17 protein-coding genes are annotated in these 22,162 nt (G+C 43.9%); 8 read left to right on the top strand and 9 right to left on the bottom strand.

Translation table 11 applies throughout. The features are described from left to right. Positions 1-108: 108 nt before the first annotated feature. The 3 genes from AB6D58_RS18745 to AB6D58_RS18735 are packed head-to-tail and all read left to right on the top strand — an operon-like array spanning position 109 to position 3,027. Positions 109-1,800 (top strand): SgrR family transcriptional regulator, encoded by a 1,692-nt coding sequence (locus tag AB6D58_RS18745; protein ID WP_136981855.1) that lies wholly within the window; start codon positions 109-111, stop codon positions 1,798-1,800. 48 nt (positions 1,801-1,848) lie between these two features. Beyond that, a complete protein-coding gene (locus AB6D58_RS18740) occupies positions 1,849-2,754 on the top strand; it encodes a DMT family transporter (RefSeq protein ID WP_372158038.1) in 906 nt (301 codons plus the stop codon). Between the two features lie 21 nt (positions 2,755-2,775). Then, positions 2,776-3,027: a hypothetical protein gene (locus tag AB6D58_RS18735; RefSeq protein WP_372158035.1), complete on the top strand. Its 252-nt coding sequence runs from the start codon at positions 2,776-2,778 to the stop codon at positions 3,025-3,027. Positions 3,028-3,151: 124 nt separating this feature from the next. Here the strand turns inward: AB6D58_RS18735 and AB6D58_RS18730 are convergent, their stop codons facing one another. Continuing rightward, on the bottom strand, positions 3,152-3,760 hold the full coding sequence (locus tag AB6D58_RS18730) for a DUF2238 domain-containing protein (protein WP_017069655.1): 609 nt from the start codon (positions 3,758-3,760) through the stop codon (positions 3,152-3,154). A gap of 199 nt (positions 3,761-3,959) precedes the next feature. On the opposite strand from AB6D58_RS18730, the gene AB6D58_RS18725 reads away from it, so the two are divergent. Together AB6D58_RS18725 and AB6D58_RS18720 are read left to right on the top strand one after the other, a co-directional pair. Further along, entirely contained in the window at positions 3,960-4,799 is an 840-nt protein-coding gene (locus tag AB6D58_RS18725) for an isopenicillin N synthase family oxygenase (RefSeq protein WP_017060073.1), read from the top strand. 575 nt (positions 4,800-5,374) lie between these two features. Further along, positions 5,375-5,995, top strand: coding sequence for a DNA-J related domain-containing protein (locus AB6D58_RS18720; protein ID WP_372158033.1), 621 nt, complete (start codon positions 5,375-5,377; stop codon positions 5,993-5,995). Positions 5,996-6,140: 145 nt separating this feature from the next. Here the strand turns inward: AB6D58_RS18720 and mrdA are convergent, their stop codons facing one another. The 5 genes from mrdA to AB6D58_RS18695 all read right to left on the bottom strand — a co-directional run bounded on the left by mrdA (position 6,141) and on the right by AB6D58_RS18695 (position 14,177). Beyond that, positions 6,141-8,039 carry a penicillin-binding protein 2 gene (gene mrdA / locus AB6D58_RS18715; protein WP_102478747.1) on the bottom strand — a complete coding sequence of 633 codons (1,899 nt, stop codon included), beginning with the start codon at positions 8,037-8,039 and terminating at the stop codon, positions 6,141-6,143. A gap of 376 nt (positions 8,040-8,415) precedes the next feature. Continuing rightward, a complete protein-coding gene (locus AB6D58_RS18710; RefSeq protein ID WP_017060076.1) occupies positions 8,416-10,071 on the bottom strand; it encodes an ABC-ATPase domain-containing protein in 1,656 nt (551 codons plus the stop codon). Between the two features lie 120 nt (positions 10,072-10,191). Then, positions 10,192-12,099, bottom strand: a complete 1,908-nt coding sequence (locus tag AB6D58_RS18705; RefSeq protein WP_017060077.1) for a GGDEF and EAL domain-containing protein — start codon at positions 12,097-12,099, stop codon at positions 10,192-10,194. A gap of 179 nt (positions 12,100-12,278) precedes the next feature. Beyond that, positions 12,279-13,478 carry an enoyl-ACP reductase FabV gene (gene fabV, locus AB6D58_RS18700; protein WP_372158031.1) on the bottom strand — a complete coding sequence of 400 codons (1,200 nt, stop codon included), beginning with the start codon at positions 13,476-13,478 and terminating at the stop codon, positions 12,279-12,281. 81 nt (positions 13,479-13,559) lie between these two features. After that, positions 13,560-14,177, bottom strand: a complete 618-nt coding sequence (locus AB6D58_RS18695; RefSeq protein WP_017060079.1) for an arylesterase — start codon at positions 14,175-14,177, stop codon at positions 13,560-13,562. Between AB6D58_RS18695 and AB6D58_RS18690 the strand changes: the two genes are divergently transcribed. The 3 genes from AB6D58_RS18690 (at position 14,176) to AB6D58_RS18680 (ending at position 19,277) form a co-directional block, all read left to right on the top strand. Further along, positions 14,176-14,850, top strand: a complete 675-nt coding sequence (locus AB6D58_RS18690) for an ABC transporter ATP-binding protein (RefSeq protein ID WP_017067780.1) — start codon at positions 14,176-14,178, stop codon at positions 14,848-14,850. The genes AB6D58_RS18695 and AB6D58_RS18690 overlap by 2 nt on opposite strands. Position 14,851: 1 nt before the next feature. Continuing rightward, positions 14,852-17,290 carry an ABC transporter permease gene (locus AB6D58_RS18685; protein WP_136978589.1) on the top strand — a complete coding sequence of 813 codons (2,439 nt, stop codon included), beginning with the start codon at positions 14,852-14,854 and terminating at the stop codon, positions 17,288-17,290. A 532-nt stretch (positions 17,291-17,822) separates the two neighbouring features. Continuing rightward, on the top strand, positions 17,823-19,277 hold the full coding sequence (locus tag AB6D58_RS18680; protein WP_372126397.1) for an FAD-dependent oxidoreductase: 1,455 nt from the start codon (positions 17,823-17,825) through the stop codon (positions 19,275-19,277). A gap of 147 nt (positions 19,278-19,424) precedes the next feature. Here AB6D58_RS18680 and AB6D58_RS18675 read toward each other — a convergent pair whose 3' ends face one another. The 3 genes from AB6D58_RS18675 to AB6D58_RS18665 all read right to left on the bottom strand — a co-directional run bounded on the left by AB6D58_RS18675 (position 19,425) and on the right by AB6D58_RS18665 (position 21,998). Further along, a complete protein-coding gene (locus AB6D58_RS18675; RefSeq protein ID WP_372158028.1) occupies positions 19,425-20,375 on the bottom strand; it encodes a biotin-dependent carboxyltransferase family protein in 951 nt (316 codons plus the stop codon). After that, positions 20,368-21,120 (bottom strand): allophanate hydrolase subunit 1, encoded by a 753-nt coding sequence (locus AB6D58_RS18670; RefSeq protein ID WP_017060083.1) that lies wholly within the window; start codon positions 21,118-21,120, stop codon positions 20,368-20,370. The genes AB6D58_RS18675 and AB6D58_RS18670 overlap by 8 nt, the downstream gene beginning before the upstream one ends. 134 nt (positions 21,121-21,254) lie before the next feature. Then, positions 21,255-21,998, bottom strand: a complete 744-nt coding sequence (locus AB6D58_RS18665; RefSeq protein ID WP_017060084.1) for a 5-oxoprolinase subunit PxpA — start codon at positions 21,996-21,998, stop codon at positions 21,255-21,257. Positions 21,999-22,162: the final 164 nt, after the last annotated feature.

The raw sequence follows: 22,162 nt of genomic DNA, 5'->3' as shown, positions 1-22,162 counted from the left end.
TAGGATGTCGTACTCATAATTCACAATAAAATTGTGTCAGTAATATTGATTTTACGCCATAAAATAGGGAAACTGAATTCAATGTCCTTTGAATAAGTTTTCCTCTTTATGAGCAGCCCAAGACTTCGCGTTCAATTTGAAACCCTGTTTGAATACTTCGATGGTAAAGATTCTGATGTTCAACTCGACGACATCACGGATGTGCTTTGTTGTACCCGTCGTAATGCCCGAATGGTACTCAACAAGCTTGAAGAAGAAGGGTGGGTAGAATGGTTACCTGCAGCAGGTCGAGGAAAGTTATCTCAACTTATCTTTAAACAGAATCGTTGTGATGTCAGCGAGAACTTAGCAAGACGCTACTTGCAGGAAGGAAAAATTGGACAGGCGCTGTCAGTGCTTGATCACAATGCTGCCAAACTCACGCAAGTTATTCAAAACTACTTGGGCGTACAGTATCAAGAAGGCGAACAAGTTATTCGTTTGCCTTATTACCGGCCGCTTTCAATGCTTAACCCAACCAAATCGATGCGTCGTTCAGAGCAACATATCGCTTGTCAGGTATTCAGTGGGTTGACTCGTCTAGATGAGAATGACCAACTTCAACCCGATCTTGCTCATTCATGGCAAAAAATCAGCGATTACCAATGGCGATTCTTCTTGAGACCCGGTGTTCGTTTCCATAACGGGGAACCTCTGTTAACCAATCATGTTGTGGATACACTGCTTGCACTCGAACCTCTCAACATGTTTTCGCATATCAAAGATGTCTCTTCACCAGCAAATTGTGTAGTAGATGTTTTTCTCACACGTCCAGACAAGTATTTTCCCCTCGCACTAACGGAATCGGTCGCTAAAGTCACATTACCGATCACTTTACGTGGTGAAGACTACGATATTCGACCGATTGGAACGGGACCTTATCGCATTGAAAAGAACGACGAGAAACAACTCGTGTTAACCGCTTTCAATGGGTACTTTGGTTTCAGACCGTTAATTGATCGCGTTGAAGTTTGGGTGGTGGATGAGGCTTATTCTTCAATGGTTTACCCAAGCCTATCTAAGCCTGTTATGGCCGACCGTGGCGATAGCGATGAAGTAGAACTCGATCCTGGTTGCACGTATTTACTGCTCAATAGAAAGAAGGGTATTGCACAAGATCCCGCATGGGCACAGTTTTTATCTAACGCGTTGAATGCGGCGGATCTGTTTGTTCATATTCCAAAAGAGACCGTTATCGATTTGGGCGTGTTACACGCTTATGGGATAAAACCCGGTTGGTATGACATAAAGTTAAAAGTGCCCGTTTGTCCACCAGCAGATTCGAAGCCTACCATAAGATTAGCGTATCAATGCCAACACCCAATGTTCCCAACGCTTGCAAAGGCGATTGTCACGGTGCTGAAGCAATACAACGTCGATGTTGATCTTTACGGTTACGAAACCGATCCTCCACACGCTGATGATGTCGATATTTGGATTAACCCTATGGGTATCGCTAATAACAGAGACGACGCTTTAGCCGGTTGGCTAATGGACTACAGTTTTCTTGATGAATCTAGCCCGGCAGAAGACTTCGACCAATGGTGTCACATGATTGACCGTTGGCGTTCTGGTGAATTCGAGCAATTCCCAGCACGACAGTTAGGTAAACAACTGGTCCAAAGCAATCAATTGATCCCGATGTTCCATTGCTGGTTAGGCGTTAATAAAGATCAATGTGGTACGTTGCAAAACGCGAAATGTAATGCATTAGGTTGGTTCGACTTTAGCCAAGTTTGGGTGAAACCTGACGTTGATTGAAATCCAAGAAAACTCAATTAGGACCAAATAACTCATTTAGGAAAAACGATGCAAACTCTGATGGTTACATTTATTACGCTGGTGGCATTTGCTGCGAATTCAGTTTTGTGTCGCTGGGCCTTAATGGATCAAACGATCGATCCTTTGAGCTTTTCGATCGTTCGCATCTTATCTGGTGCGCTTACGCTTCTGATTTTATTAACTTTGTCTTCCCAATCTAAAGCTAGACGTGTGTTAACAAACAACACATCGCTATACACAAGGCTAAAATCACAGTTTCAATTCACGTCAATACTGTCACTGCTCGTGTATATGTTTGGTTTCTCGTTTGCTTACTTAGAGCTTGGCGCAGGTCTTGGTGCGCTGGTGTTGTTTGTCGCAGTGCAATTTACGATGATTGCCGCGCACTTGCTTTCTGGCAACAGAATGTCACTTATTGAGTGGTGCGGGTGTTTGTTGTCTGTGGCAGGGCTTGTTTACTTGTTAATGCCAACGGAATCGGCACAGGCACCCGACTTAGTTTCTATCATCTTGATGTCTCTGGCCGGAATTGGGTGGGGCATTTACACATTGGCAGGAAAGAAATCGTCAAACGCACTGCAATCGACCACCGCTAACTTTGGATTCAGTTCGCTAGTTATCCTTGTGGCATTGAGCTTATTAGTTTTGATACCTAATGCGTTAACGCAAGTGTCTATCACTGAGAAAGGTTTGATTTACGCGGTTATATCGGGCTCTGTGGCTTCTAGTATCGGTTATAGTTTGTGGTATTACGTAGTGAAAAAACTGAATACCGTGGTTGCGTCTATTGCACAGCTTTCTGTTCCAGTTATCGCGACACTTGGTGGCGTATTACTGTTATCTGAACCTGTCACTATGCAATTTATAGTCTCATCAACCGTTATACTTCTTGGGATAAGCTTGGTTCTTGTCGCACCTAAACTTAAGAAATAAAGAGTTCAATCATTAACTTCTATGGCTAAACCAAACAAGAAACAACCGACCAAGACGGTTCAGATTTTCTGTGCCAAATGCAAAACGCAGCTTTTTAAGTATCGGAAAGGTGGCAAAGGTGCACTCGTGAAATGTTTTAAGGAGCGTATCGTTGAAGATTTCACGACAAAACCATGTGTGTGCCCTGAATGCGGGATTGAATTTGCGCGAGACACTTTGGTTCGAGGTACGCCATCCTACAAGTTTGTTGGTGGCAAGGTAACGATGAAATAACCCGTCACGATGAAACGACCAATCATTATAAACGAGAAAATAATGTTGAAACTAAAAATGCCACAGCACAGTTTGTGTGTGGCATTTCAACATTGCTTTTGATACTCAGAGTAAAGAATTGAGCTCAGTAAGCTCTGACACGCCCTTGAAGCTTAAGAAGTAATAGCGAGACAATTGCGCCCGTGGTGTCACACAGCATATCTTTCTGTGCATCCCAAATATCACCTTGTGAGCCAAGGAACGCGATACCTTCATCACCACCTGCAATCTCCGCGTACCACCACTCGATAATTTCATAACCTGCAGCCACACTCATGATCGCAAATAGCGCAAAGAAACATGCCAGCACCGGTTGAGCCAGTTTTTTACGAATCAAGTACTCAGCGAGTGGGTAAGCATAAAGGCCAATTGAGAAATGCGCGACACGATCAAAGTTATTACGCTCAGAACCTATCATGTTGTTGAACCAATCAAATGGCACTTCTGCGAAGGTATATTTCGCGCCTATCGTATGCAAAATTAGCCAGATAAACATTAAAACGTAAGCTGTCTTAGTGAAGGTGAGCTTTGTTGATAACCACCAGATTCCCACCAATATCGCAAGCGCTGGGACAATTTCGGCAATCCATACCGCTCTTGAAGAGGGAGCAAACGCTGAAAATAGAAACACAATCAGATACAGCGTCGTCAATGACAGTAATGGTCTATTTTGAGCAAGTGGCGTAATTGTCATCATCAGATCCTGTATTAGTTTCATGTATAGTTACACAATAATGAACAGTGTTCAATTGTGCTCTAATCACCATATTTGTTGAAAACCGGCGTTATCGCCCAGTATCTAGACAAACGGTTGCTAGAGTTTCACAAAAGTTTGATTTACAACAAAGCGATCCTTAAAATCGCTCTATTACTACATAACAAGAAAGAAAGTCATGAAACTGGAAACTGTCGATTACCTTGCTGACGACGCAGCAGAACAATTTGTTCGCTCTCTACGTGAAACTGGTTTTGGTGTTCTTAAGAACCACCCAATCCCGAAAGAGCTTGTTGAGTCAATTTACGAAAACTGGTACCAATTCTTCATCTCTGAAGAAAAAGAGAACTTCCACTTTAATGTTGAAACACAAGATGGATATTTTCCACCTTCAGTGTCTGAAGTTGCTAAAGGCCACACTGTAAAAGACATCAAAGAGTACTTTCACGTATACCCTTGGGGCCAAATCCCTGAACAGCTGAAAGAACAGATTCTAGATTACTACCAACGTGCGAATGCTTTTGCTCAAGAGCTGCTAGGTTGGGTTGAAGCTCATGCTCCTAAAGAAGTACAAGAGAAATTCTCTATTGCGTTATCAGAAATGATCAACGGCAGTGAACAGACTCTGCTTCGTGTTCTTCACTACCCACCAATGCAAGGTGATGAAGAGCCAGGTGCAATCCGCGCTGCGGCACACGAAGACATCAACTTACTGACGGTTCTTCCTGCTGCAAGCGAGCCGGGCCTTCAAGTTAAAGCTCAAAATGACGAGTGGCTAGATGTTCCATGTGACTTCGGTAACATGATCATCAACATCGGTGACATGCTTCAAGAAGCATCTGGTGGTTACTTCCCATCGACAACTCACCGTGTAATCAACCCATCAGGTGAACGCCAAGAGAAGTCTCGTATCTCTTTGCCTCTATTCCTTCACCCGAAACCAGAAGTAGTGCTATCTGAAAAGTACACAGCAAACGAATACCTAATGGAACGTCTAAGAGAGCTTGGCGTTATCTAGTCAGTTCAATGCTTCGTCCCTAAAATTGGGATAGATGTGAAAGGTCAGCTAAGTCGCTGACCTTTTTTGTATCCGTACCAAAGAATTGCGGCTTTATTACTAGGGCGTGTTGATCTTTCGAGCTGATTTTTGCAGCGAGTTGCTGGGTATTTATACAAGGCAGAGGCATCGATGTGTAGCTAGCCTACATGAGATGCCGATAACGTAGTAGAAATGACCAGCAAACGCTGCCCGAAGGGTTCGGCTAAAAGCGTTTTACTCTTTGTTGAGGGAGATTTGCTTAGAATGACTAGGCTACTTCTCCCTCGCCGCGATTAAAACGCTTTTATCTCGAACAAAATTTAACCGCGAAAGGTCAACACGCCCTAATGGTTGCATTCAACGAAATGGTACTCAGTTTTTACGATAAAAGGTGCCTTTAAGCCAAACGTTAGAAAGTTGTTTGTCCTTAAGCTCGACAAATCTTAGAAAATCGCTTTCAATTAAAGAAGATACGCAACGGATGCGAAACAGGTTACTTATAGTATCCACAGTTCTAGAAATCCATTAATTCAGAGAAGCTAACTGAGTCAACTATGTCGAATTATCAAGATGTGAGAGCAAACTTTCATTGCCATATGGAAAACCCATTGCTTTGGCCGATAATGGAAGTGCTTAAGCAAAAGCCAAGCGGATGGAAAGTACACACATTGGCAGCTCATCTGAACGATCTTGGGTTTGTGCCAGTGTTGGATGCTGTGCCTGAGAAAGAGTTGTTTAAAAATAACTTCCTTATCATGAATGCGCTTTATCAGCTTCAAGAAACCTTACACCCAGATGGTTGGCTCCAAGTCCAAGCGATGGACATCGAATTGATGAATGGTCGTTATCACGGAAGCAGTCACAGCATCGATCATCAAGACCCACTTCGAGAATACTACATTAATTGGGTTAACTATGAAGCGGATGAAGGTGAAGTCAAAAGGCTGTTGAACGAATTTTGGACTCGGTATAGAAAGTATGTGGGTGGTGATGAACTCGATATGGATCGAAGTCGAGCATTGAACCTGTTTGAGTTACCTTTAGGCGCGACACACCATGAAATTAGAAAACGTTGGCGACAACTGGCATTGAGATGGCATCCGGACAGAGACGAAGGCAACACCGCAAAATTTCAGACGCTCTGTGAAGCATGGCATGTATTAAGAAGCTCATAATCGAGAGGCATTTCTAGCTGTCTAATTGCTCAGAACCCTAAAACGGAAAGCCCCACATTGTGAGTGATACAAGTGGGGCTTTGTCGTCATTACGTTATGTTTTGGGTAACTACGTTATGTGCTGTAGCGACTTAAGTTATTGGTGTTAGGAGTGATCTTTGCTCTCGCCACTTTTATGTTCAAAGGCATAGTCGAGTACTTTACGGATATAAGGCGCACCGACTTTTGAACCGCCGTTACCGTGTTCAATGACCACAGTTGCGACATATTCAGGGTGTTCATACGGTGCGAAAGCCGTGTAAAGCGCGTGGTCAAGTAAATGCCTAGCGAGTTTCTTCGAGTTGTAGACCTGATCTTTCGCAAGATCAAAGACTTGTGCAGTTCCTGATTTTCCGCCGCTCGTATAGTCAGTTCCCTTAAATGCACGTCTGCCGCTGCCTCTACTTCCGTGGTTCACGAGTCGCATCGCGTTGATTGGTACATCCCAAATTCTATCCGGCACTTCGGTGATTGAGGGCATTGGCTCCGGTTCGACAAGTTGTTGTGTACTGAAATCTTCACCATGATCTAAGGTGGCTCTTAAGATATGAGGTGGCATCACCTTACCATGATTAACCAATACTGACGTTGCTTTAGCAAGTTGCATAGGTGTCGATGTCCAATAACCTTGGCCAATACCAATCGGAACTGTGTCACCCTGATACCAAGGGGTGCGATAACGCATCATCTTCCATTCTCGAGTCGGCATGTTGGCGGTACTTTCTTCATAGATATCAATGCCTGTCGGTTCACCAAATCCAAATCGGTTCATCCAACTTGAAATTCGGTCAATACCCAAATCGAAAGCGGTTTGATAGAAGAATGAATCTACCGACTCTTCAATGGCTTGAGTGACATCGACAGGTCCGTGACCCCAACGTTTCCAGTCACGCCACGATTTAGAGTTTCGTTTAGAGCCAGGAATTCTCCAAACGCCATGGTCGTTACGGATGGTATCTTCAGAGATGACATGTTCTTGCAGTCCTGCCACAGCCATAAATGGTTTAACGGTTGAGGCAGGAGGATAAACGCCTAGAGTGGTGCGGTTAACCAACGGGTGAGCCGGATCATTCAATAAACGTTGGTAGTTCTTACTCGAAATGCCGTCGACAAATAGGTTAGGGTCGTAACTCGGGCTTGATGCCATCGCCAACACGCTGTTGTCTTTCGGATCGAGAATAACCGCGCTTCCAGTTCGGTGATCAAGTTGCTCAAAGACGTATTTTTGCAGCTCAAGGTCAATATTTAACACGATATCTTTACCAGCTACTGGCGGCACGTACTCAATGGTTCGGACTATTCGCCCACGGCTGTTTACTTCGACTTCTTGATAACCTTTGGTGCCGTGCAGAATATCTTCGTAATAACGTTCAACACCCAGTTTTCCTATGATTGTTGTAGCTTGATAATTCGCTTCTATCCCTTGTTCTTCAAGCTTTCTGAGATCGCTATCATTGATGTGCGCCACGTAACCAAGAACATGGGTAAGCACCTCACCATTCGGGTAAAAACGCTTTAAGCTGGTATCGATAGATAAGCCGGGGAACTGGTACTGGTGCACGGAGAACTTGGCGATCTCTTCCTCCGTTAAGTTCTCTAGAATAGTCACAGATTTAAAACGGCGGGTGTTATGATAGCGTTTTTTGAAACGAGCGATCTGCTCTGCATCACGGGGGACATATTTGTCTAGCTTGGTGAGCATTGCATCGACATCATCGGTTTGCTCAGGAATCATGGTTAGATCAAAGACAAGCTTGTTCTCTGCAAGCAACACGCCGTTACGGTCGTAAATAAGTCCACGAGTAGGGGCGATAGGTAATACTTTGATTCTGTTGCCATCGGCACGAGTTTGATAGCTTTTAAAATTTTCAACTTGAAGTCGGTATAGATTGCCGACTAAGACAAGAGTGAACATCAAGATCCCACAAAACGCGACGATTACGCGGTTTTTGAATAGGTTCACTTCGATTTTATGGTCACGCATCTTAACGCGTTTATGATTCATTGAAGCCTCAAGGGTCTGTTACATTTGGTTACACTTGTCGAATCGGGACTTTATCTGAATATCACTAGGGTTTTGTAAAAGCTGTGTCATGTTTTGAGGGATCGACAGCATTAGATGGCGGTAAACAGTGCCTTTAATTTTCTCATTACAAAAGATGATAAGTAATTGATGTAAAGATTGGTTTTATGAATTTATAAAGTTCAAGAGTTTTGACGACACTAGAGGTTAGGTCAAAAGAGGTTAGATAAATTTACGGCCCTCAGAATGAGAGCCGTAGAAGGTTAATTTGCTTATTTAGTGGCTTAGAAGCTTTAGTAAATTAGAAGATTAAAACTTCAAAAACCTAGAAGCACAATAAATCCGATATTTAACGAAATCAGTTCGAAGGCTTGAACTGAGATTTACGCATACGGTTCAGAGCAGCCATCACATCTAACGTTCTTGGTTTCGCTAGGTCACCGTAGTTAGGCATGTTAGCGTGCCATTCGTTTTCTAAAATAGCGTTAAACTCTTTAGCAGGGTTGTTTGACCAACCTGGAGTTTGTGCGAATTGGAACCAAGCCCAACCGATCGCATTCACTTCAGACGGTGATTCTAATTGCTCAAGCGCAGAAAGGTCTGCAAACTCTTTACCAAAACGCAGTGACTCTTTGCCTTTAGCATTAACACGGAATTTACCGTCAGTCAGAATGTTCATCAGTGAAGCACGGTTCAATGAACGCGGTACAAACGTTTCTAAAGCAGTTTCACATTCGTTAGTACGCTGAGTAGGGTGCTGAGCAATCACGTCTTTTGCTTTTTCAGTCACATCTACCGCTTGGTAGTCGTGCATTTGAATCACAGTGTTCGCGACATCTAGGTAATCACCAGAGCCACCCATTACAACAATGGTAGAGATATCCATCTCTTCACGAAGCTGACCAATGCGGTCGACAAGTGGTGTGATTGGCTCATCACCTTTTGACACTAGCGCTTGCATACGCTCGTCACGAATCATGAAGTTAGTCGCTGACGTATCTTCATCGATAAGTAGAGTTTGAACGCCGGCTTCAATCGATTCTTGTAACCAAGCCGCTTGAGACGTAGAACCTGACGCATCTTGTGTGCTGAAGTCAGATGTGTCTTTCTGCATTGGTAAATGGTTGATGTAGTTTGACAGGTTCAAGCTGTGCACACATCGACCATCTTCAGCGCGGATCTTCATCGTATCAATCGCAGTTACAATGCCTTCGCGACCGTCACCAGGAATATGGTTGTAGATAGAACGTTCAACGGCGTTCAACAGTGTCGATTTACCATGGAAACCACCACCAACGATCAGCGTAATGCCTTTTGGAATGCCTAGGCCGGTCACGTCACCTTGGTTTGGAGTATTTAACGTAACACTCAATGATTCTGGAGCCGCGAAAGGTACCGCGTCTTTCATTGGAAGGTCGCAGTTACCCGCGATACGAGGTAACACACTGCCGTTTGCAACGAAAGCGGCTAGGTTGTTTTCATCCAATTGAGCACGCAGCGCTTCTTGGTCTTCAATCGTTTCACAATGTTTGATCATTGCATCGATGTTTAACTCACGCTCAAGCGTCGCGCGACGAATAAACTTCGGTAAGTAGAAAGTGATGATGTTGTTCGCTTTCTTAGCAAGAATGCTACGACCATCAGCTGGTAAATTAATACGGAAACGAATTTCGATGCCGTGGTCTGTGAATACAACAGCTGTGTTGTCTAATACGGTTTGACCCGTCAGCGCGATAGAAACGGTCGACTCTTGTTTCGCGAACTCAGAGAAGCTACGTGCGATAAAGTCACGAGCGGCTACTTGGTATTCGTAAGATTTTTCTTTCAGCCAATCTAACCCTGTTAACGACCAGGCGCGTGTTGCGCGAAAACGAGAAGCTGACGCGTATGGGTCACCTTGGATGTGGTCGATGTGTAATTCAAAATCAGCAAAGTCGTATTGACCTTTAATTTGTTGATATGCACGGTAGTTTTGTTTTTCGAGCTTTTTAAGCTTTGCAGTCAACTGATCCATAACGAGGAATGCCTATATAAGGGGAAAGATAAAAACAGAAAGGCGGCGATTATAAAAATCACCACCTTTAGAGTAAAGAGAAAGTAGGCCTAAATCCAAAACTAACTGCTCTTTTTCGCTTTAAGCGTAACGAGTTGTCCCCAAATAGTTTTGATTGATTAAGCTGTGTTCGAATTCTTGGCTCGGCATTGGTCTTCCGTAAAGGTAACCTTGGCCCACATCGCAGCCTTCGTTAATAATAAATTGCTCCTGAACCTCCGTTTCTATGCCTTCAATCGTCACTTTTAAGTCGAGCTTTTTGGCAATTTGGACAATAGAACGAACAATTTCCGAGTCTTCGTGTGAGTTGAGCATTTGGTCGATAAAGCTCTTATCAATCTTAATGGTGTCGAATGGGAACTTCTTCAGATAACTGAAGGAGGCGTAGCCCGTACCGAAGTCATCTAGTGACAATGTAACGCCAATATCGTGCAAAGATCCCAAGGTATTCTTGGCAACCACTTCATCTGCTATCAGTCCACTCTCCGTAACTTCAAGTTCTAAGAAACGAGGCTCTAAATGATAGGTTTCGAGTAGGTGAACCACTTGTTCCGCAAAGTGTACGTTCTTGAGTTGAATTGCAGACACATTCACAGCCATCTTGAAATCTTCAACGTATTCGGACCACTCTTTGGCTTTTTCAATCGCATTGCGTAAAACAAAGCTGCCCACTTCGAAAATCAAACCGTTTTGTTCAGCCATGTGGATCAGGGTTTCGTTAGAGATATCACCCAAAACAGGATGTCGCCAACGAAGCAAAGCTTCAGCACCGACCCAGCGATGCGTCAACGGGCTAACTTTGGGTTGAAAGTAGAGCATAAGGTCATCATTACGAACGGCTTGAAGCAAATAGCCTTCGATCTTATTAATGTGAGTTTGTTCTTCGGTATGGGATTGAGAGTAGTAAGCGAACTTTTGTCCTGAATCTTTGCAGGCTAACATCGCTTCAGAAGATTTCTGCAGAATGCTTTCCGCGTCATCTTCGTCGTTCGTAATTGCAATCCCAATAAACGCGTGCAAATGCACTTTGTCACTTTCGATGTCGAATTCTGAATGACCAACTTTAACGAGCGTCTGGCAAAGTTCTTCAAGGCGATGGTGTAAATCTTTAACGCTAAACGCCAATACGAGGTCAACCGAAGTAGGGCGTGCAGTTAATACATCGATATCAGAAATACAGTCGATGCGTTTTCGGTATTCAACAAGCACTTGGTCTAACGCGTTATAGCCGTAGCGTGCTTGTATGCGTCTACCGTTGGTAAAACCAATATGAACGACTGCAAATGAGCTGTCTGTCAGCCTTCTCTGTGACAGTAGCTTGTGGTTTAAGCGAGATTCAAATGCGTTTCGGTTTAAAAAGCCGGTGCCGAGGTCGTGATTCTTTTGGAAGTTAATCTTCTGTTCAGCCGCTTTTCGTTTATCAATTTCTTGATTCAACGAGTAATTAAGGCTCGCGAGATCTTTAGTGCGATTGTAAACGCGGTTTTTTAGGTCGCGATTCATTTGGGTAAGCTTGGCGTGTTGGAATAGGGTTTTAAGCTGAGATTCAATCGAAGTCCGAAAGCTCTCTAACAGTTTGATATAAGTAGGGGTGTAGTGATTCTCTTTCGAGTCCAAGATACAAATGGTGCCAAACAGTTCACCGTTAGGCCAAAGTAATGGAATACCACAATAGGAGACTAAGCCGAGTTTGATGTCTGGGTTGTTGTCCCACTTAGGATCGGCAAGCGCGTTAGGCACAAGAAGCTGTCGTTGAGTTTCCATCACTGTTTCGCAGTACAGCCCATTCCCCAGCGTTTCAGAATCACCTTTGTTGTATGGGTTGTTCTCGCTACGACTGGTTGAAAAAACTTCAATGTAATTGGCGTGAACACGCATGATTAGTGCTGCGGGCACTTGAGTAATTTGAGCTAAGAGGTCGACAATATTCTGCCAACCGTGCTCCATATCGTCTGGGATATCTAAATCGAGAGTTTTTATTTTCTTCATATGACTCCGAGTCAATTATGCTAAATGCATCAACACATCCTGTGTTAATTATGATGAACCAAAGAAAACTGTGAATCTTACGTTAACTAAGTATAAGAAATGTTGCACGAAAAAACCTCCGCAATTATGCAGAGGTTTTCAAATGTGAATCCGGGTCTCAGTAATGAGATAATTTTAGATTAAGGCTTTAACTTTATAAAATCTTCTGTATTAAGTTTCTGGCTATAATCTACCGATGGTTGAGCAAACCCATTTAATTGTAGAAATTCTTCTTTAAACCCTTGGTAATCCCCTAAGGTTTGGAAGTTATTTTCGTCCATCTTTTCTAGCAGTTCAGTTACGTGCGCTTGGGTTTCTGGGTCTAATTCCCAATCATCCATACGGATCAATCGCTCACCATCAAGTGGTACTTTGGATTGACCATAAAGTTTACTGCCAAACAGACGCTGCATTTGTTGGATACAACCTTCGTGGGTCTCTTTCTCTTTCATCACCTTATACAAAGCAAGTAAGTAAGGGCTTAATCCAGGGATGAAAACGCTCGCTTTAGTGACTAGGGCTTTACATACTGCCGCGTAAGCGTTGCCGTCGAAGTTAGCTAGTTCGAGGTTTAATGCATGACTGATTTGATGAAGGTCGATCTTAGCGCGACCTAAAGTACCGTCTAAGTAGATAGGGTGCGTCACTTCAGGGCCAACATAGGAGAAGGCGATCGTCTTACAACCCGGAGCAATAGACTCAGCGTTGATCAGTTCGTCTATCCAGTTTTCCCAATCTTCACCACCCATCACTTTGAGTGTACTTTCAGCTTCTTCTTCTGTTGCAGCGTCGAGCGTGTTGGTCACCCAGTCGTCGTGCTCAAGGGAAATCGTCGCGCCAGTAACGCTTTCGCCAATCGGTTTAATAGCTGAGCGCCAAAATTCATCGGAGTCTGGTTTTGGTCTCACACCTGCGGCTAAGCTGTAAATGATGAGATCGACTTCACCTTCGAAGTAGGTTTCAATGGCTTCGACAACTTGTGAGCGTGTTTCTTGCGAAAATGCGTCGCCAACGATGTTGATAGCAGTGCGTTGCTCTCGTTCGGCTTCTTTTTTGAAGTAGATGTTGTTGTACCAACCAGCACTACCTAGGGATTTTTCGTTTGGACCGCGCTCGAATGAGACGCCGATAGTGTCAGCTTTTGCGCCGCCAAAGGTAAGGGCAATACGAGCGGCAAGGCCAAAGCCTGAGGAAGCGCCGATAATCAGTACTCGTTTAGGGCCATCTTTGATTTGCGGCGCACTCTTAACAAACTTGATTTGTTGCTTTACGGCTTCTTGACAGCCAAGAGGGTGAGCGCTTTTGGCTACCACACCCTTGATAACAGGTTCGATCAGCATAAATAACCTTACAGTTAACGGTGATATGCACTCAGGCTAACGTAAAGCTGTGTAAAATTTATTGAGCTAGACCATTAAAACTTAAAGATACTGATATAATTCTTCGGCGACGAATTCAGCAATCCAAGGTTGAGCTTCTGGTTTTGGATGCAGTCCATCGTTCATCATCCACTCAGGTTTGAGGATGATATGCTCTAGGAAAAACGGCAAAAGTGGCACGTTTTGTTGATCAGCAAGCGCTGCAAAAACGTATTCAAACTGCTGGTTGTAACGCTTTCCGTAATTTGGTGGGATTTTAATCTGCATCATTATAGGTTTGGCGCCCGCAGCTTTTATCTGCTCAATGATCTGCTCAAGATTTGCAGACATCAGCTTAGGTGGGAAACCACGAAGTCCATCATTCGCACCAAGTTCGATAAGAACGGTGTCTGGAGCATGTTCTTCAAGCAATTGTGGTAGGCGGGCTAAACCATTGCCCGTTGTATCACCAGAAATACTCCCGTTAACCACGGTTACCGTTTTGTCATGCTTTGCTAACGCGTCTGGTAACAGGCTTGGCCAACTCTGTTTGATGTCCATGTTGTAACCAGCACTCAGGCTATCACCAAGGACCAGTAACTTAGAATCTAAGCGGGTATCTTGAGCCAAAGAAGCGGTTGAAAATAAAATAAAGAATAAAAAGGAAATTAGTCGAGTCATGCATACATCCATCATTAAAGCAGAAGCTGTTTCGAAGACAGTGTCTACTAATCAAGAACATTTAACAATCCTAGAGCACGTCGATATCGATATTCGTGAAGGCGAAACGGTCGCGATCGTAGGCACGTCTGGTGCAGGTAAATCGACCCTAATGACGCTGTTAGCTGGTCTTGATGTACCAACGAAAGGCGAAATCAGTTTATTAGGACAGCCACTTTCACAGCTTGATGATGAGGCAAGGGCTAAGATCCGCAGTGAATCGGTAGGGTTTGTATTTCAAAGCTTCTTGTTAATTCCAAGCCTTTCTGCGCTGCAAAATGTCACGTTACCTTGTTTGTTGAAGGGAGCAGACGAAGACATCGAACGCGCGACTGCTCTGCTTGAATCAGTAGGCTTGAAAGACAGGCTTGATCACTTACCGTCTCAACTATCGGGTGGTGAGCAACAAAGGGTCGCGTTGGCGCGCGCATTTATGATTAAGCCAAAAATTCTTTTTGCCGATGAACCCACAGGCAACCTAGACCAACAAACTGCTGCCAAAATTGTCGAGTTGTTGTTTGAATTGAACTCATCCCATGGCACAACGTTAGTTTTGGTGACACACGATCCTAAGCTTGCACAACGTTGCCAAAGAACACTTAAGATGCATGTCGGTCAGATAGAGGAAGTCTAAATTGAATTCATCAAACGGACTGAATAAACGCCTGTTTTCATGGAGTATCGAAGAGATTCGACACGGTCAGTTGTGGCCAGTTTCAATCGCTTTAACGCTTATTATTGCTTGTGTATTTGCATTGTCGGCGTTGGCCGAACGTATGGAGCAGGTAATTGTTAAACAGGGCAAAGATGCGCTTACTGCTGATAGCGTGTTTATCTCAGCAAACCCAATTCCGCAATCCTTGTTAGACCTCACTCAAGTTGAACAATTAGAAAGATCTCAGTTGACTCGTTTTTCAACCATGGCATTCAGTGATAACTCAATGCAGTTAGTGACGGTAAAAGCAGTTGAAAGTAATTACCCATTACGCGGTGAAATGATCTTAGAGGGCGCTGATAAAGCATCAAGTAACCATGTTGAGCCGGGTGAACTTTGGCTAGACGAGCGTATATTTGCACAGTTAGAGGTTGAAATTGGTGACAATGTCACTATTGGTGATGCCGATTTAGCGATAACTGGACGAATCACTCAAGAACCAGGCTTAAGCTTTAACCCATTCCAACAAATGCCAGCTGTGCTGATTCATACAAGTGATATCGATGCCACGGGAGCGATTCAACCGGGCAGTCGCGTTAGCTTTAGATTGTTTTTAAATGGTGATGAATCGAAACTCAAAGCCGCACAAGACAGTATCGAACTGACACCAAGTGACCGCTGGCGTACACAAGACTCAGCCAGTCGTACCAACGACATGTTCGAAAGCACCACTCAATACTTATCACTAACGGTAGCTATCGTAGTGATCATGGCTGCGACCACTTTGGTACTCACTTGCCAACATTATGTTGCGAGTCGTCGTAAAACCATCGCGATGCTTAAGAGTTTAGGTGCAAGCAAGCAGTGGATCGTTAAATGGTTGTCTGTACAGGTATCTTTGTTAGTGGTTATCGGTGCAGTACTGGGAATAACCATCGGTATCGGCTTGGAGTTTTTGCTTCGTATACCTCTGGGCGACTTATTACCAACGCCACTTCCTAGCTATGGTATTGAACCTGCAATCTTGGCGATTTTATCAAGCATCCTAATTGGTGTTCCTGCTCTTGGTATCCCGTTAATTGGCTTGGTCAACACCTCGGCAATCAGCGTTATCCAATCAAGTCACCAGTCCAATGAAAGCTACAAGAAATATTTGTTGTTACTGGTACCGATTATTCCAATGATGCTGATGTATGGCGACAATCTATTGGTATGGATAGTTTTAGCGGGTATCGCTTGCCTGTTCTTAGTGCTTGCGGTCGTCAGTACGCTTGTTCTGCGTTTAGTTAGTAAGTTGCCGACATCGACATCGATGCGTTTGGCATTGAGTCGAATTAATCGCACACCTTTAGCAACTGGGATTCAATTTGGCTCTTTAGCGCTTTCACTGATGTTGCTGTCTATCATCTGGTTGGTAAGAAGTGATTTACTGTCAGATTGGCAACAAACCTTACCCGAGAACGCACCGAATGCGTTTGCACTTAACATTGCAAGCTATGAAAAAGACAGTTATCTCGAGACGATTGATGCAAACGAAGTAGAGCGTACTCAAGCGTTTCCAATTATCCGAGGACGACTGACGACGATAAACGGTGTCGAAGCATCGGAATACAGTGATACCTCTGGAGAAACAGACGCACTAAGCCGTGAGATCAACTTCACTTGGGGAGATAGCTTACCTAAGTACAATGAAGTATTAGAAGGCAGCTGGACACAAGAGCATGGCGTATCTGTGGAATCGGATGTCGCGGAGCAACTGGATCTAAAGATTGGCGATGAGCTGTCATTCACAATCAACAGCCAGAATGTTTCTGCCAAGGTGAATAGCATCCGCAAAGTCGAGTGGCGAGAAATGAAGCCGAACTTCTACTTCATTTTTACTCCAGATGTCTTGAGTTCAATCCCTTCTACTTGGCTAGTGAGCTTCAGATTAGAAGAACAACACAATCAGATGCTCAACGAACTCTCTCGAAATCATCCAACCGTGAGTTTGATGGATATTCGTAAGATGGGTAGCAAGATCCAAGAGTTGCTTAAGCAGATTGTTTGGTCGATTACCGTACTTGCGGCGTTAGGTGTGGTGGCGGGGCTGTTGCTTATCTTCACTCTATTGCGATTGAGCTTATCTCAAAGACAACAAGAGATACGCTTGTATCGAACATTAGGCGCGAGTAAGAAGCGAATTCTCAATACTATTTGGTGTGAGTACGGTTTAATGGCGTTAGTCGCAGGCTCAATTGCAGCCCTTGGTTCTGAGCTCAGCGTGGCAGGAGTGATGAACTTTGGTTTTGAGTTACAACCTTCACTTCACCCGATGTTGTGGATAGCGCTACCGGTGCTAACGTTCATCACATTAGCCGCGGTAGTGAATAGCTTAATCAAACGTTTGTTGGCACCAGTAAACAAGGATTTTGGCTAGTCGTTAGCGAGATCTAGCCAAGCGCTTAAAACGGTCTAAAAGTGAGATTATTTATACTTAGTCATGCACTATTTATAATACGTCGCTTTAGACCGTTTTTTATTTAACCAACCGGTAGCATAAGTAAAAAATATCGCACCTTAGATTCCACTGTTTTTAGCATTTTTTAAAACTAATTACCCAATAATGCCGATTTAATGAACAGCGGTTAGTCCCTGTAAACAAAGGGTTTGCGCAACTTAGCAAGAACGTTATCAACAGTTATCCACAAAAACGGTGGATAACTTTAGGGATAAGTTAACCGCTATGTTTTAAGAGTACTGAGGCAGCCTTTATGTGGCGTCACTTAGGACAAATTTGACTGTTAGAATAACCTTTAAAACCCTATCTGGAGTTATTGAGTCAAGAGATTATTTATGTTTTTTACATAGATATTAAATCCCGCCTATCTAAGACCTTGATAAAAATGTGTTTTAATTCATCGCAGAACAAAAGTAGAATAGAGGCAGTTAATCTTATTCTACAGAACACGATGAACCACAACAAAACGGATACAAATCAACCTTCTATTGCCATTGTTGGTGGTGGTATTGCCGGAACAACGAGCGCGATTCACTTTAGTGAGTTGGGTTTTAAGGTCACTATCTTAGAAAAAGGGCCGAGTTTGGTTAATGGTCCACCAATTTGCCACCTGCACGCTGGCGGCAATTTGTATCGAGATATTTCTGTAGAGCAGTGTCTTCAATTGCTCACACAGTCAATTGATACCGTCCGCTTATTCCCTCATACGATCAATATTCGTCCGACAATCATCGCCGTTCCGCACAGTGATGGTGGAGAGCCGTTGGATCTGCTTCCTCGTCTCAAGATAATCAAAAGCGCTTATGCCGATCTTGTTAAACAAGATAAAAGCAACCAAGTGCTCGGTGATCCGGAAGAGTATTATAAGCTGTACAGCAAAGAAGATTTATTAGCACTTTCTGCGAAAACACAGCCTCTGAAACCAACATCGCTTGATGATTGGTGTATTCCTTTCGCCAAGCATACGGATTTAGAGACCCTAAAGTATCCTGTTGCGATGGTCCAAGAGTATGGCTGGAGCGTATTCCGACTTTCTGCGACCGCTCAACTCTCTTTGGGGCAACAAGCTAACTGTACTGTGTTAACCAACAGCCGATTACAATCTGTTGAGTCGACAGGTCAAGGTTGGTCTTTGACTTATACCGATGCCGAAAACCAAAGCTGCCAACTAACGACCGATTACTTGATTAATGCGAGTGGGTTTGAAACGGGTATCGTAGATGACTTTGTTGGCTCTAAGCAGCAAAGACTTGTTGAGTTTAAAGCTGCATACGTTACAGAGTGGCCATATTCGCAAGAATGTAAGGAAGAGTGGCCAGAAGTTATCTTCCATGGCCCGAGAGGCACACCGCAAGGCATGGCGCAATTAACGCCGTATGCTGATGGTGTGTTCCAACTTCACGGCATGACAGAAGGGATTACTCTGTTTGAGGGTGGGCTTGTTTCATCGTCAACAGACTCGTCACAGCCACAGTTGCCTTCGAAGCTGCTTAAGAAAATCGTATCGGGTTGGAGTGAAGATCAGCTTGAATTAAGAACTCGCGCGGCAATAACGCATATGTCTCAGTTCATCCCAAGTTTCAGTTCTGCATTGGTCGGTGGTAAACCTTTGTTTGGTGCACAACAGATTCCGGGAACCGATCCAAGCTTAAGAGCTTCAGACGTTTCATTCTGTGGGGATCGCTATGCTCGACTTGAAGTAGTAAAAGCTTCTTCAACATTAGAAGCGGCACAAAAGGTCGCTGAGCAATGGTTTGATGTATCAGAGGCGGCATCTATTGAAGACACACACTCAGTGACAATGTCACTTAATCTAAATGATATTGAAAACAGAGCGATAGATTTGACACAAGAACGTGGATACCCAGAAGCGCTTGCCAAGGTGTCAGGTCTAGATCACGCTTAATAGCCTATAATTAGTCTATCATCATCGACTGCGTTTAATTTCTTCAATTCGGCTTACTGTAATAGGTAAGCCGAATCTTCATTTCAACATCTGCTTAGATACCGAACCTCAGCTACATAGCATTTAGCACATAACACATCGCAATAACTAATAGCCGAAAAACTGAGCCCATTGGCACCAAACATCTTGTAAGCCCAAGCGATCGCCCTTGCTGAACGATATCGCATGTCCAGGTTTTGCTTGCGCCAAGCGTGGTAAATCGATTCTGGCGACACATCCTATCTTCGGATAACCACCTATGGTCTGTCTATCATTAAGCAGCACGATAGGCTGTCCATCTTGTGGAATTTGAATCGTACCTAAGGCAATGCCTTCTGACAATAGCGAAATGTCAGGCGAGTCGACGGGTTCGCCACTGAGTCGATAACCCATCCGATTTGAGTTTTGGTCAACGTGATACTGCGCGTTATACAAAATCTCTCTTGCTGACTCGGAGAATAGCTCGCTTTGATAGCCTTCAATCACTCGTAGGTTCACGGGTAGATTGTAATCAGGCGTGTATCGGAAGGTAACACTTACCGCTTTAAATGAATGTGATAGTTGGTGCTGGGTAAAAGCTATTTGTTGCCCTTGTTGGCATGGCTCTCCATCTTGCGTTAATCCACCAATCTTTTCACGAGTGACTGTAGAGCAGCTACCAAGAGTTGATGGAACATCGAAACCGCCCTTAATGGCTAAATACGCCCTTAGACCATTTTTAGGCAAACCAAATGAGAGAACTTGCCCCTTAAAAGCTTGAAAAGTGCTCCAGTTAGCCTGTGGTTTACCATCGAGTTTCGCTTGTAAATCACCCCCGCATAGTGCCATCTCGCAATCAAAATCGATTCTCAACGCACATTGCCCAAGCGTGATTTCCAACGCCGCTTGGTTGACTGGGTTGCCCAATAGATGGTTAGCCCAGCTATAAGAGTAGTCATCAACCGGTCCACCTTGCGTTAATCCAAGATGAGCAACACCAAATCGCCCAAAGTCTTGAATCAAACTCAACGGGCCGGGCTTAATCACTGTCAGTGTTGGTTTAGTTTTTGTCTTAGCCATTTACGATGCCTCCACCCAACTCTACAAATTCTTTTTTTGAAATCGCTATGAAACGGACGGTATCACCAACATTAAGCAGAGACAGTGGTCTTTGCGTGATATCGGCGTTCTTCAACTGGCTATGATCGAACAACGGAAGTGGGCAATTGCCAATAATATTCCAACCGCCCGGTGAATCCGAAGGGTACACAGCTGTTTTCGTATCCGCGATGGCGATACTGCCTTTGGGCACAATTAAGCGGGGTGTGGAGTGACGGGGCAAGGCAAGCTCATTAACCACATCCGACATAAAGGCAAAGCCAGGCGTAAACCCAATCGCACTGACGCTGTATGTCTGTGAGGTGTGATGTTGAATTATCTGGTCGAGCGACAGGCCTTTGTTTTGATATCGGTCTAAATCGAGCGCCGTTTCTGGTGAGTAATAGGCAGGAAGCTCAATCGTATCGCGAGTTTTACTAACACTAGAAAAGGACGACAGAGCATGACTCAACAAATTATTGAGCTGTTCAATGAGCTGCTGTTCTGATATTCGATAAGGGAGGTAATCGACCAATATTGTTTGGTAAGCCGGTGTCACATTCATCAACACCGATGCTAAGTTTTGGCGAATGGCATCGGAAAAGTGAGCTATGTATTGCGCATATTCGGCGCTAGATTGATTATTTGAAGGCGATAGCGTCAAGGTCACCAAAACGCTGCATTCCGCGACTGGCGCTATATTGAATTCAATCTGATTCGTCGTCATTTCGTTTCCATACGTTTGTTATCTTGCCTTTTTTAGCTTACTTGGCGTGTCTCACTTCCGTGTCCAAGCCAATACAAATCAATTAGATCTCACGAGCGATTAGACCATGCGTCATACCAATCACACGCTTCATACTAATTAAAAGCGTTGAGGTCTTGTCTGATTTTTCTAATTAATGCGATGGATTGAGGGTTATCACCATGAACACAGATAGTATCAGCTTCAATAGGCAGTCTTTCGCCCTCTAAAGTCGTAACCGAGCCATAGTTAATGATTTGCATAACTTGGTTATAGATATCGTCTTGATTGACGTAAACCGAGCCTTTTTGAGTACGTGGCGCTAATTGTCCGTTATTTAAATAAGCACGGTCGGCAAACGCTTCAAACAAGAGAGGCAAGTCATGGTCGTCAGCAATATCCAAATACTGTTGATTGTCTGATGAAGAGAGAATCATCAACGGGATGTTAAACTCAGCGACGGCTTGGGCTACCGCATTGAACACATCAATGTTTGCCATCATATCGTTATAAAGAGCGCCATGAGGTTTCACATAGCCAACAGTGGTATGGTGATAGCGGCAAAGGGCTTGTAATGCACCGACTTGATAGCAAACCAGCTCACTGATTTCGTCCATGGTGTGTGGAATAGAACGGCGACCAAAACCAACGAGATCTTGATAACCGGGATGAGCACCAATTTGGGTGTGATAGTGCTGCGCCAGTTTTATCGTCTTGGACATAACGTGCGGATCAGACGCGTGGAAGCCACAAGCGATGTTTGCCATATCGACCCATTCCATGACCGACTCGTCATCGCCCATCTTCCAATTGCCGAAACTTTCTCCCATGTCGCAATTAAGCAAAATCTTCGTTGTCACGTGGTGCTAATCCTTTACGTTGAGGTAAGTAATGACGGTCTTATAAATACCATAAATAAACAGTGACCTAACTCAAACTTTCGACACCGTAGATTTACCAGTATGGCATTTCATATATAGTTGAACTATTGATTAAAGGATTAATATCTATCTGTATATTAGGT

Source organism: Vibrio sp. 10N.239.312.D08 (assembly GCF_041466145.1).
GTDB classification, from domain to species: Bacteria; Pseudomonadota; Gammaproteobacteria; order Enterobacterales; family Vibrionaceae; genus Vibrio; species Vibrio crassostreae_C.
This window is presented reverse-complemented; position numbering and strand designations above follow the sequence as displayed.

Coding starts and splice junctions, on each gene's coding strand:
- AB6D58_RS18745 (WP_136981855.1), top strand. CDS start 109: ATGAGCAGCCCAAGACTTCGCGTTCAATTTGAAACCCTGTTTGAATAC.
- AB6D58_RS18740 (WP_372158038.1), top strand. CDS start 1,849: ATGCAAACTCTGATGGTTACATTTATTACGCTGGTGGCATTTGCTGCG.
- AB6D58_RS18735 (WP_372158035.1), top strand. CDS start 2,776: ATGGCTAAACCAAACAAGAAACAACCGACCAAGACGGTTCAGATTTTC.
- AB6D58_RS18730 (WP_017069655.1), bottom strand. CDS start 3,760: ATGACAATTACGCCACTTGCTCAAAATAGACCATTACTGTCATTGACG.
- AB6D58_RS18725 (WP_017060073.1), top strand. CDS start 3,960: ATGAAACTGGAAACTGTCGATTACCTTGCTGACGACGCAGCAGAACAA.
- AB6D58_RS18720 (WP_372158033.1), top strand. CDS start 5,375: ATGTCGAATTATCAAGATGTGAGAGCAAACTTTCATTGCCATATGGAA.
- mrdA (WP_102478747.1), bottom strand. CDS start 8,039: ATGAATCATAAACGCGTTAAGATGCGTGACCATAAAATCGAAGTGAAC.
- AB6D58_RS18710 (WP_017060076.1), bottom strand. CDS start 10,071: ATGGATCAGTTGACTGCAAAGCTTAAAAAGCTCGAAAAACAAAACTAC.
- AB6D58_RS18705 (WP_017060077.1), bottom strand. CDS start 12,099: ATGAAGAAAATAAAAACTCTCGATTTAGATATCCCAGACGATATGGAG.
- fabV (WP_372158031.1), bottom strand. CDS start 13,478: ATGCTGATCGAACCTGTTATCAAGGGTGTGGTAGCCAAAAGCGCTCAC.
- AB6D58_RS18690 (WP_017067780.1), top strand. CDS start 14,176: ATGCATACATCCATCATTAAAGCAGAAGCTGTTTCGAAGACAGTGTCT.
- AB6D58_RS18695 (WP_017060079.1), bottom strand. CDS start 14,177: ATGACTCGACTAATTTCCTTTTTATTCTTTATTTTATTTTCAACCGCT.
- AB6D58_RS18680 (WP_372126397.1), top strand. CDS start 17,823: ATGAACCACAACAAAACGGATACAAATCAACCTTCTATTGCCATTGTT.
- AB6D58_RS18675 (WP_372158028.1), bottom strand. CDS start 20,375: ATGGCTAAGACAAAAACTAAACCAACACTGACAGTGATTAAGCCCGGC.
- AB6D58_RS18670 (WP_017060083.1), bottom strand. CDS start 21,120: ATGACGACGAATCAGATTGAATTCAATATAGCGCCAGTCGCGGAATGC.